Origin of the sequence: Arcobacter sp. F155, from assembly GCF_004116455.1 — a bacterium.
Taxonomy (GTDB): domain Bacteria; phylum Campylobacterota; class Campylobacteria; order Campylobacterales; family Arcobacteraceae; genus Halarcobacter.
The window spans coordinates 1-437 of the sequence record NZ_PDJU01000041.1 but is presented as its reverse complement, the minus strand read 5'-3'; the positions used below and the strand labels follow the sequence as shown (position 1 = coordinate 437).

General features: G+C 29.7%; 1 protein-coding gene. It reads right to left on the bottom strand.

Going from position 1 to position 437, the window contains the following annotated elements; genetic code table 11:
* A partial coding sequence (locus CRV03_RS13995; protein ID WP_258239112.1) for a 2-C-methyl-D-erythritol 2,4-cyclodiphosphate synthase occupies nucleotides 1-437 on the bottom strand: 437 nt, incomplete at both ends.

The window sequence follows — 437 nt, the reverse complement described above, 5'->3', positions numbered from 1 at the left end:
ATATTTACTATTTCATAACCAACATTGCAGATAAATTCAACTATATTATTAAGTAGAATTTTTGAATCAATATTTTTATATTTTTCACTTGTGTCAGGGAAAAACTCACCAATATCTCCAGCGCCTACTGCACCTAATAAAGCATCAATTAATGAATGGATAAGTACATCTCCATCACTATGAGCTTTAAACCCATAATGTACATCAATATTTACTCCACCTAAAAACATTTTTTTATTCTCTTCAAAAGGGTGAATATCAAAACCAGTTCCAGTAAAGAAGTTATTTGAAGGGGGTTTTAAACAAGTAATTTCAGAAATATCACTATTTATAGTCAACTTTTTACTTGCAATATCTCCTTCTATATATTTAATAGAACCACCAATCGCTTTAATAGCTGAACTATCATCAGTAAACTCAACAGTTGTCTCTAAGGC